Origin of the sequence: Actinomadura citrea (assembly GCF_013409045.1) — a bacterium.
GTDB lineage: Bacteria > Actinomycetota > Actinomycetes > Streptosporangiales > Streptosporangiaceae > Spirillospora > Spirillospora citrea.
The window spans coordinates 7821351-7832074 of sequence record NZ_JACCBT010000001.1 but is presented as its reverse complement, the minus strand read 5'-3'; the positions used below and the strand labels follow the sequence as shown (position 1 = coordinate 7832074).

The window sequence follows — 10724 nt, the reverse complement described above, 5'->3', positions numbered from 1 at the left end:
ACTCTCAGTCCAAGGTTGTCAGCAAAAGTCGATATGGTCGCGGATATGCCAAATGAACCCACCGGTGAGCGGTTGCTCGCCCGCCGATACCGCCTGGTGACCCAGGTCGGCCGAGGCGGCATGGGGACGGTCTGGCAGGCGCACGATGAGGTCCTCGGTCGTGACGTTGCGGTGAAGGAGGTCATCCTCCCGCATGGTCTCACCGATGAGGAACGCGCCGTGCACCACAAGCGCACGTTCCGTGAGGCCCGCACCGCGGCCAGGCTCAGCCACCCCGGCGTCGTCGCCGTCTACGACGTCGTCGAGGAGGACGACCGCCCCTGGATCATCATGGAGCTCATCAGGGCTCGCTCCCTGGACCAGGTGATCAAGCAGGACGGGCCGATGGAGCCCCGCCGCGCCGCGGAGATCGCCCGGCAGATGCTCGCCGCGCTGCACGCCGCGCACGAGGCCGGGGTGCTGCACCGCGACGTCAAGCCGAGCAACGTGCTGATCACCGGCACGGGGCGGATGGGCGAGCGCGCCGTGCTCACCGACTTCGGCATCGCGACCGCCTCGGGCGACGCCACCCTCACCCAGACCGGGCTCGTCATGGGCTCGCCCGCCTACATCGCGCCGGAGCGCGCCCGCGGCCGCGTCGCCGGGCCGGCCTCCGACCTGTGGTCGCTGGGCGTCACCCTGTACGCGATGCTGCACGGCAAGTCGCCGTTCGAGCGTCCCGAGCCGATGGCCGCGCTGGTCGCGGTGATCTCCGACGAGCCCGACCCGCCGGAGAAGGGCGGCCGGCTCGTCCCGGTCATCGAGGGCCTGCTGCGCAAGAACCCCGATCAGCGGATGGACGCGATCGAGGCCGGCCGGATGCTGGACGAGATCGTCCGGCAGGAGACCGTCGACACCCAGCGGACGATGGCCGTCGAGTACCCGGTCGAGGAGGCGCCGGGCACGCAGACGACCATGCCGGAGGCGCCCGGCGAGGCGCTCCGCCCGGCGGACGCCGGCGCCCGCCCCGACCAGCTCACCAGCTTCGACCTGCCGAGGGAGGCGCGGAGCGCGCCCGAGTCCGCGAACCCCGCCGAGACCGCGCCCGACCCCGACCGGGTCCGCTCGTGGCGGCCGGGCCCCCGCACCCAGCCCGCCGGGCGGGTGACGGTCCCGGGCGACAGGCCCGAGCCCGGGCCGGACACCCACTTCCCGCCCACCACCCACCACCCGTCCACCGGGCGCCCCGCGCTCGCGTCCAACCGCAACGTGCTGATCATCGCGGGTGTGGTGCTGCTCGTCATCCTGGTCGTCGCGGGGATCGCGCTGGCCAGCAGCGGCGGCGACGACGACGCGAAGGGGCAGAAGAAGAGCGCGTCGACGCCGCCCGCCACCGGGAAGGCCTCCTCGTCCTCCCCGGTCAAGTCCAAGGACCCGAGCCCGGCCCTCCCCGCCGGGTTCAGGACGCACAAGGATCGCAGCGGCTACTCCGTTCCCGTCCCGGATGACTGGAAGGGACCCGAGCGCAAGAACGGCGGCGACTTCTTCTACGCCCCCGGCCGCAAGACCTACATCCAGATCGACCAGACCGACGACCCGGGCGCCAGCGCGATCGACGACTGGCGGCGCCAGGAGCGGGGCGGCTCCGGCTGGCCCGGCTACCGGAAGCTCAGGATCGCGGCGACCGGGGACCACCCGCCGGTCCCCGACACCGGGAACGGCGACAAGTCGGCGGACTGGGAGTTCACCTACGACGGCGACGGAGGCCGGGTGCACATCCTCAACCGCGGGTTCGTGACGAAGGGGCACGGCTACGCGATCCTGCTCCGGGCCCCCGCCGGCGACTGGGACGAGGTGTACTCCGAACTCCAGCCGGTCTACCGGTTCTTCAAGCCCGCGGAGGCCTGATGGAAGGGCGGCTGCTGGCCGGTCGGTACCGGCTCGCATCGGTCGTCGGACGCGGCGGCATGGGCACCGTGTGGCGCGCCACCGACGAGACCCTCGACCGCGAGGTCGCGGTCAAGGAGGTCGTGCTGCCCGCGGGGCTGAGCGACGAGGAGCGCGAGAACCGGCACCGCCGGACGCTGCGCGAGGCCCGCGCCTCGGCCAGGCTGAACCACCCGGGCGTCGTGACCGTACACGACGTCGTGGACGAGGACGGCCGGCCGTGGATCGTCATGGAGCTGGTGCGGGCCCGCTCCCTCCAGGAGGTCGTGGAGGAGGACGGCCCGCTGCCGCCCGGACGGGTCGCGACGATCGGCGCGCAGATCGCGGGCGCGCTGCGGGCGGCGCACGCGATCGGCGTCCTGCACCGCGACGTCAAGCCGGCGAACGTGCTGGTCACCGGCGACGACCGGGCCGTGCTCACCGACTTCGGCATCGCGCAGGTGGCGGGCGACGCCACCCTCACCGGCACCGGGCTGATCATGGGGTCGCCCGCGTACATGTCGCCGGAGCGGGTGAACGGCGACCCGGCGATCCCCGCGTCCGACCTGTGGGCGCTCGGAGCCACCCTGTACGCGGCGACGGAGGGCAGGGCGCCGCACCACCGCAGCGACGCGATGGCGGTCCTCGCCGCCGTGATGACGCAGGACGTCCCGCCGCCGAGGAACGCGGGGCCGCTGGCGCCCGTCCTCACCGGGCTGCTGGAACGCGACCCGGTGCGGCGGATGACCGGGGACCGGGCCGAGGAGGCGCTCAAGGCGGTCGCCTCCGGGCACGCCGCGGACGCGGCCGCCGCGCAGATCGCCGCGAACGAGGCGACGGCCGCGGCCGCCGGCGCCACCTGGACCGCGTCGTTCCCGCCCGGCCGGTCGCCCGCGTCGGAGTCGTCCACGCAGGCGCAGTCGTCCACGCACGCGCAGGCGTCCATTCCGGTGCCCGTCCCGCCCGAGACGACGGACCACTACCCGCCGGGAACGGGCACGCAGTGGACGCAGGGGCACCCGTCCGCGCCGGCGCGCAGGAAGTCCCCGGCCCTGCCGGTCCTCGCCGGCGTCGTCGTGGCGGCGGCGGTCCTGGCGGTCGCCGGGTTCGCCTTCTGGCCGAAGGGCTCCTCGGCCGGCGGGCCGGGCGTGTCGCACCCGCCGCAGGCCGGGGGGCAGACGACGCCGACCACGCAGACCACCCCGACCACGCCGTCGGACGACCCCGCGCCCGCGTCGAGTTCGAGCCCGCCGCGGCTGCCCGACGGGCTCGTCCGCGCGAGCGGGCCCGGCTACACGATCGCGGTTCCGCGCGGGTGGCGGCGCTCGGTGCAGGGCAACAGCGTCGTCTGGACCGACCCCGCGTCCAGCGCCTACGTGCAGGTCGACCGGACGGTCTGGTCCGGCGACCCCTACGAGCACTGGGTCACCTGGGAGCGGGAGGCGATCGCCGACGGCAAGCTCCAGGGCTTCCAGCGGATCGGAGAGATCACCCGCACGACCGTCGCCGGGCGGCCCGCGGCCGACATCGAGTTCACCTGGTCCCGCTCGGGCGGCACGCGCGCGAGGGACCGCGGCGTGATGGTGGACGGCCGGCCCTTCGCCGTGGTGGTGGCGGTACCCACCTCCCAGTGGAACGAGAACGAGACACTCGTGAACAATGTGCTCGACACGTTCCAGCCCTCCGGGGTGGGATGACCAGTGGGGGGACCTTCTAGAGATGGCACAGGCACGTCTGCTCGGTAACCGCTACCGGCTCGACTCGGTGGTCGGCCGCGGCGGCATGGGCACCGTGTGGCGCGCCTTCGACACCATGCTGGACCGCGAGGTCGCGGTGAAGGAGGTCGTGCTCCCGCCCGGGCTGAGCGACGCGGAGCGCGCCGTCCTGTACGAGCGGACGTTCCGCGAGGCCCGCGCGTCGGCGCGGCTGAACCACTCCGGGGTGGTGACCGTCCACGACGTCGTCGAGGAGTCGGACCGTCCCTGGATCGTGATGGAGCTGGTCCTCGCGCCGTCGCTGCAGGACATCATCGAGCGCGGCCCGATGGAGCACCGCCGGGTCGCCGACATCGGGCTGCAGATGCTCGGGGCGCTCCAGCACGCCCACCAGAAGGGCATCCTGCACCGCGACGTCAAGCCCAGCAACGTGCTGGTCACCGACACGGGGCGGGCCGTGCTCACCGACTTCGGCATCGCGCAGATGGAGGGCGACTCGACGCTCACCCAGACGGGCCTGGTCATGGGATCGCCCGCCTACATCGCGCCGGAGCGGGTGCAGGGCGAGCGCGCGGTCCCCGCCTCCGACCTGTGGGCGCTCGGCGCGACGCTGTACGCGGCCGTGGAGGGCCGCTCCCCCTACGAGCGGTCCGACGCGATGTCGTCGCTGCAGGCCGCGCTGACCGAGCCCGTGCCGCCCGCGCGGAACGCGGGGCCGCTCGGCCGGGTGCTGGAGGGGCTGCTCGCGCGCGAGCCGTTCGGCCGGATGACGGCGGCGCAGGCGCTGCCGATGCTCACCCAGGTCGCGGCCATGCCGCAGCCGTCCCCGCCGCGGCCGCCGGTGGCGAACGAGACGATGACGGACGAGCCGTCCGCCCGCTACCTGCCCGGCGGCCGGCCCGATGACGCCTCGGAGACCGTCCTCGACCCCGAGGACCTCGACCCGGTCACGCGCCGCGACGCGGGCAAGGGCGGCGAGCCCGACCCGGTGACCCGCCGCGACCCGGGCCGGTTCCAGGACCGCGGCGCCCCGCACCGCCCGCCGCCGTCCCCTCCCCGGCCGGATCCGGAGCCGCGGACGCTGGTGGGGACGGAGTGGGCGCCGCCCCCGTCCCAGCACCCGTCCGTGCAGCACCCGTCCGTGCGGCAGCCGCATCCGAGCCTTCCGCCGCAGACGCCTCCGCCGTGGGAGCAGCCGCAGCAGTACGCGAACTGGCAGCAGCCTCCGCCGCCGCCCGTCCACGACCGGCCCCGCGGCGGCGGGGAGCGCCGCAAGACGGTGCTGGTCGTCACGGTCGCGGTCGTCCTCGTCGTGGCGGCGGTGCTGCTGGGCGCGTTCATCCTGCGCGGCAGGCTGGGCACCGGCGCGCTGGGCGGCGCGCCCGATCACCCGGTGGCGGCGAGGCCGCTGATCTGCGCCCCGCCGGCGGTGACGGCGGGCTGCTCGGAGACGACGTCCGTCATCACCATGTAGGGCAGCGTCAGCGGCGGCGGAGCCGCCGGGGTGAAGGTCACCGGGATGCCCAGCAGCTTGGACGACATCTTCGTCGTGTACATGACGACGCCGCCGGTCAGCGTGAGGCTGCCGGTCCGGGTCCGCGCGGCGGCGCCGCCGTGCGCGACCGTCTGGTCGACGTTCTTCAGGACGGCCTTGGTCATGCTGAACTTCAGCGCCTGCACCGCCCCGCCCGCCGAGGGGAGGGAGGCGACGCCGTCGTAGCTGAGCCCCGACATCGTCAGCGAGTCGGCGCGCAGCGTCCCGGCGTCGGCGTAGAGGCGCGGTCCGGTTCCCGCGTCCTTGGCCGGAGCTGGGGTGGTGGGAGAGGGCGTCGCGGTGGGAGAGGGCGTTGTGGTGGGCGCGGGGGGCGCGCTCGTGGGGGGCTGCTGCGACGGTGCCCGGCTCGCGGGCGGTGTAGCCGAGGGGGACGGCGTCGCCGAGGACGGGGCCGCCGAGGAGGACGGGGACGGCGACGGCGCCGGGGCGAGCAGGTGCATCCCCAGGACGGCCGGGATCGCCAGGGCCGTCAGCCGCCCGCCGCGCGGCGCCGCATGCGCCCCGTGCGTCGCGTGACGGGCGTCCCGCGGCGCCGCGCCCGGCCGGTGCCCGTCCGGGGCGGGCGACCAGGCGAAGCCGAGGGCTCCGCCGAGCACGCCCAGCAGCATCCCGACGAGGAACCCGCCGAAGTTGGACGTGAGGAACGACGCCAGTGACAGCAGGACCGCGAGGATGCCGTAGAAGCTGCGCTGGGCGGGCTGGAACCACAGCAGCGCGCCCGCGGTGACGAGCAGCGCGCCGATGAGCCAGCTGGCCACGCCGGCCATGCCCTGGTGGACGACGAGCGGCATCGGGGCCAGCGGGATCGCGACCAGCTCGACGCCGCCGAGGACGGCGAACACGCCTCCCCAGAAGGGGCGTGTCCGCCGCCAGCGGCGGAATCCGTGCGGCGCGCGGGGAGCCGGCGGGGTGTGGAAGGTCATGGCCTCAGAAGCACTCGGCGCCGAGCTTCATGCTGAGGTCGTTCAGCTTGAAGGTCCCGGCGGTGGTCGCCCACGCGACCTGCTTGACGTTGCGGAGCTCGATCGTGGACGCCTGCTGCCCGAACATGCCCGCCGGGCCCTGCGCGCCGTCCGGGCCCTTGCTGAGCGTGCTCGCGTCCCGGCCGATCTCCATGTCGGAGAACGTGGCGTCGGCGTTCAGCTGCTCCACGTCCAGGACGAGGTCGCTCGCCTCGACGGGCTTGGCGCCGGTGCCGGCGGTCAGCCGCAGGGTGAACGGGCCGACCTTCACCGACTGGCACATGTTGCGGATCTGCGCGGACCTGATGCCGGAGATCTGCACCGGGTGCTTGGCGCCGTCCTTGCCCGCGTCGACCCCGCCGTACTGGACGAACCCCTGCCCGTTCAGCGAGTCGGCGCTGACCTTGAAGCTGCCGCCGGAGACGGCGAAGGAGGAGGCGATCGCGCCCTGCGCGGTCATCAGGACCAGGGCGCCCGCGCCGATCGCGGCGGGGGCGGCGATCGCGGCGAACCGCTTCCAGCGGACGCGGCCGAGCGCGGCGTCGGACGAGGGGGTCATGGGGGCCTCCGGGGGTTCGTGGTCCGGTGGGGGACCGCGGTGACGCGGGTCACTGGTGTGACGCAGAGTGCAAGTTACCCCCAAGTACTTACTTGCGACAAACCGGACAAGTATCACCAAAGGTAAAAGATTCCAGTCGGCTGACCTGCAAGATCATGTTCTTGGGGCGTCGCCGAGTCCGGTGGGCGCCGCGTCGAGAGCGGCTACGGCAAGTAGTCGCTGATGGGCGTGCGGGAACCCCGCACCCGCAAGGGAGGGGAGAGGTTCAGCCGCCCGCGGCCAGGGCGTCCAGCGCCGTCCGCAGATCGGCGACGTGGGCGTCGAGCTCGTCGGCCGGCTCGCCGGACCGCAGCCGGGCGACATCGGCCTCGATGCGGGCGACCCGCTGGTCCAGGGCCGCCAGGAGCCGGTCGCATCCCGCCGGAGACCCCTCGCCCTCGCCCTCGTCGTCCTCCAGCGTCTGGCGCAGCAGCCGGGCCTGCTGCTGGAGCTGCTGGTTCCGCCGGTGCAGCTCCACGAACACCGACACCTTCGCGCGCAGCAGCCACGGGTCGAACGGCTTGGTGAGGTAGTCGACGGCGCCCGCCGCGTACCCGCGGAACGCCTGCTCGCCGGTGCCGCCGCCCGCCGTGAGGAAGATGATCGGGACGTCCCGGGTGCGCGGCCGGGCCTTGATGTGCTCGGCCGTCTCGAACCCGTCCATCTCCGGCATCACGACATCGAGCAGGATCAGCGCGAAGTCGTCGTTCAGCAGCTCTTTCAGGGCGGCCTGGCCGGAGGTGACCGGCACGACCTCGACCGGCAGCGCGTCGAGCACCGCCGCGAGGGCGGTGAGGTTCTCCTCGCGGTCGTCGACGGCCAGAATCCTCGCGTCGTGCGGCACCGGACTCCTCACGTCGGTGACGGCGTGTGCCGTCCACCCTGTCATGGTCCTGCGAGCGACAACAATGAATCGCCGCAGAGTAAAATTTCTAGGGCAGCCAGCCCGGTTTGACCAGTCCCGACTCGTAGGCGAACACCACGAGCTGCGCCCGGTCCCGCGCCCCGAGCTTCACCATCGTACGGCTGACGTGCGTTTTCGCCGTGGCGGGGCTCACCACGAGCCGGGCGGCGATCTCCTCGTTCGACAGTCCCTCGCCGACCAGCGCCATGACCTCCCGCTCCCGGTCGGTGAGCGCGTTCAGCCGCGGCGAGGGCGCGGGCTCCTTGGCCCGCGCGGCGAACTCGGCGATCAGGCGCCGGGTGACGCTGGGTGACAGCAGCGCGTCCCCGTCCGCGACGGCCCGGACGGCGTGGATCAGCTCCACCGGCTCGGTGTCCTTGACCAGGAACCCGCTCGCCCCGCCGCGCAGCGCCTCGAACACGTACTCGTCCAGCTCGAACGTGGTGAGGATCACGATGTGGACGCCGTCCAGCCGTTCGTCGGAGGCGATCCTCCGGGTCGCCTCCAGGCCGTCCAGGCCGGGCATGCGGATGTCCATCAGGATGACGTCGGGACGCAGCCGGCGGGCCAGCGCCACGGCCTCCTCGCCGTCGCCCGCCTCCCCGGCGACCTCGATGTCGGGCTGCGCGTCCAGCAGCGCCCGGAACCCGGCCCGCACCAGCACCTGGTCGTCGGCCAGCAGCACCTTGATCATCGCGCATCTCCCTCGGGCCCGGCCGCCCCGGCATCCGGGCCGGCGTCCAGCGGCAGCCGCGCCCGCACGCCGAACCCGCCGCCGGTCCGCGGGCCGGCGGCGAACGCGCCGCCGAGCGCGGCGGCCCGCTCGCGCATGCCGCGGATGCCGCTGCCGCCCGGCCGGTCGTCCAGCGGCGACACGCCCCGGCCGTCGTCCTCGACCTCCACCACGATCTCGTGCTCACCGTAGGCGATGCGGACCCTCGCCGTCACCGGGCCGGGACCGGCATGGCGGGTCACGTTGGTCAGCGACTCCTGGACGATCCGGAACGCCGCCAGGTCGGCGCCGGCGGGCAGCGGCCGCCGCTCCCCGGTGAACTCGGCCTCGACGTCCAGCCCCGCGGACCGCGCGCGGGCCAGCAGGTCGTCCAGCCCGCCGAGCCCGGCGGTCGGGGCGCGTGGCGCGGTCTCGCCCTGCGCCCGCAGCGCGCCGATGACCCCGCGCATCTCGGTGAGGGCCTCCTTGCTGGCGTCCTTGATGGCGGCGAGCGCCGTCCGGGCCTGCTCGGGGTTCTCGTCCAGCAGGTGCAGCGCCACGCCCGCCTGCACGTTGATCATCGAGATGTTGTGCGCGAGCACGTCGTGCAGCTCGCGGGCCATCAGCAGCCGCTCCTCGCTGGCCTGGCGGCGCTCCTCCTCGGCACGCGTGCGGGCGGTCTCGGCGGCGCGCTGCCCGCGCATCCGGATCAGCTCCGCGGTGACCAGCACCACCAGCGCCCAGCCGACCACGAAGCTCGACCCGCCGAGCGTCGGCTCCTCCACCGGGAACGGGCCGTCCTGACCGCGCTCGGCGGCCGGGACGCCGATCAACGCGGTGAGGCCGAAGAACGCGGCGAGGCCGATGCCCGTCCCCGCCCAGACCAGCAGCCGTCGCCCGGCGACGACGGCGGCCATCATCGCGACGGCCAGGGCCAGCGGCGCCGGGCCGTAGGTGTAGGCGCGCAGGAAGTACAGGGCGGTCACGGCCGCGGTGGAGCACACCGTGAACACCGGGTACCGGCGCCGGAACAGCAGCAGGGCGGGTCCGGCGAGGAGCAGCGCGAAGCCGAGCGCGTCCAGGTCGGTGTGCCCGAGGGACTCGCTCCCGTGCTCCCAGGGCGGGCCGCCGCTCCTTCCCCCGGACGACCGGTCGCCCTGCGCGCCCAGCGACCCGCCCACCTGGAGGAACGCGACCAGCAGCGGGACGACCCACACCGGCCACGCGGCGGGCCGCGGCCAGCGCGGCGGCGAAGTGCTCATCCCTGCACGTTAAGTCATGGGCCCCCGGCGCCACGTCGGCCCCGGGGAGTCAGCGTCCCTACTCCGCGGGAGGTATCCGGAGCCGTGCTCCCAGCCACGTCAGGACGGACGCGACCTCGGAGGGGGACGCGGGGGAGCCGTCCACCGGGGACGTCTCGACGCGCATCGGCGGGCGCGCCAGCGCGGCGAACCGCCGGGCCTGCTCGTCGCCCCTCCCGGCCGCGACCAGGATCGACACCGGGGGCGGCGGGACGTTCTGGAGCCGCCACAGCAGGTCGTTGCCGAGCCGGTAGCGCTCGCTGCCGCCGTAGAGGTCGCCGTCCGGCGCGCCGAACCGGCCGCCCAGGCTCGCGGCGGCGGCGAACCGGTCGGAGCGCAGCATCGCCAGCCGCGCCGCGCACCACCCGCCCTCGCCCGTCCCCGCCGCGCCCCATCCCTCGCGGGACTCCGCCACCCGGTACTGCGAGGCCAGGGCCTCGGGGAGGTCCTGCGTGAGGTAGGTCTCGCCGAGCGTGGGGCGCCGCCCTGGCACGTCCATGCAGTCGGCGGCGCCGGTGAGCCGCACCATCGCGTACACCATGGGCTGCGTCCCTCCGGCGGTGCGGGGCGGGCCGGCGTCCCGCAGCCGGTCCGCGGGCGCGCCGTCCCCCAGGAGGACGACCACGGGCAGCCGCTCGGTCTGCTGGAAGTACCGCGGCGGGAGGTAGACGTACGCTTCGGCGTCCACGCCGCTGCGCGCGCCGTGGATGGTCAGGCGGTCGACCCGTCCGTCCTCGGCGGGGTCCGGCCTGTGGCCCGCCCGCTTCGGGCCGAGGCCCGTGGTGGTGCGCTCCACGGGGCGTCCCGCCGGGCGCTGCGGCTGGACGTGCTGGACCCGGAGGTGCGCGGGATCGTGGCCGAGCAGGTCGTTCCACGTCGCGTAGAACACGAAGTACCGGTTGGCCAGCAGCACGATCGACGCGGTGAGCGCGGCCTGCGTGGCCAGCAGGAGCCCGGAGCGCGCCAGCACGGCCCGGACGCCCGCCCCCGCGAGCCGCCGCCACAGGACGACGGCCGCGACCGCGCAGCCCAGCGCCAGCAGGCATACGGGGCCGATGAGGGTCGCGCTCAC

At 74.5% G+C, this 10724-nt stretch carries 9 protein-coding genes; 3 read left to right on the top strand and 6 right to left on the bottom strand.

The window, feature by feature from the left end:
- Positions 1–120 precede the first annotated feature (120 nt).
- Genes BJ999_RS42640 through BJ999_RS43300 form a run of 3 tightly spaced genes read left to right on the top strand, consistent with a single transcriptional unit; the run spans position 121 to position 5094 of the window.
- On the top strand, positions 121–1887 hold the full coding sequence (locus tag BJ999_RS42640; protein WP_329098559.1) for a serine/threonine-protein kinase: 1767 nt from the start codon (positions 121–123) through the stop codon (positions 1885–1887).
- Positions 1887–3602: a serine/threonine-protein kinase gene (locus tag BJ999_RS41595; protein ID WP_218935395.1), complete on the top strand. Its 1716-nt coding sequence runs from the start codon at positions 1887–1889 to the stop codon at positions 3600–3602. The genes BJ999_RS42640 and BJ999_RS41595 overlap by 1 nt, the downstream gene beginning before the upstream one ends.
- A gap of 22 nt (positions 3603–3624) precedes the next feature.
- A complete protein-coding gene (locus BJ999_RS43300; RefSeq protein WP_179837370.1) occupies positions 3625–5094 on the top strand; it encodes a serine/threonine-protein kinase in 1470 nt (489 codons plus the stop codon).
- Here BJ999_RS43300 and BJ999_RS35850 read toward each other — a convergent pair.
- The 6 genes from BJ999_RS35850 to BJ999_RS35825 form a co-directional block, all read right to left on the bottom strand.
- A complete protein-coding gene (locus tag BJ999_RS35850; protein WP_179837369.1) occupies positions 5007–6098 on the bottom strand; it encodes a DUF6114 domain-containing protein in 1092 nt (363 codons plus the stop codon). The two genes, BJ999_RS43300 and BJ999_RS35850, sit on opposite strands and share 88 nt — an antisense overlap.
- Positions 6099–6102: 4 nt before the next feature.
- Complete coding sequence (locus tag BJ999_RS35845; RefSeq protein WP_179837368.1) at positions 6103–6696, bottom strand: DUF6230 family protein; 594 nt, start codon at positions 6694–6696, stop codon at positions 6103–6105.
- Between the two features lie 265 nt (positions 6697–6961).
- The gene (locus BJ999_RS35840; RefSeq protein WP_179837367.1) at positions 6962–7579 is read right to left on the bottom strand and encodes a response regulator; all 618 of its coding nucleotides are present in this window, start codon (positions 7577–7579) and stop codon (positions 6962–6964) included.
- An 88-nt stretch (positions 7580–7667) separates the two neighbouring features.
- Positions 7668–8333, bottom strand: coding sequence for a response regulator (locus BJ999_RS35835; RefSeq protein WP_179837366.1), 666 nt, complete (start codon positions 8331–8333; stop codon positions 7668–7670).
- Entirely contained in the window at positions 8330–9613 is a 1284-nt protein-coding gene (locus tag BJ999_RS35830) for a sensor histidine kinase (protein ID WP_179837365.1), read from the bottom strand. The genes BJ999_RS35835 and BJ999_RS35830 overlap by 4 nt, the downstream gene beginning before the upstream one ends.
- Before the next feature lie 58 nt (positions 9614–9671).
- On the bottom strand, positions 9672–10724 hold the full coding sequence (locus BJ999_RS35825; protein WP_179837364.1) for an alpha/beta hydrolase: 1053 nt from the start codon (positions 10722–10724) through the stop codon (positions 9672–9674).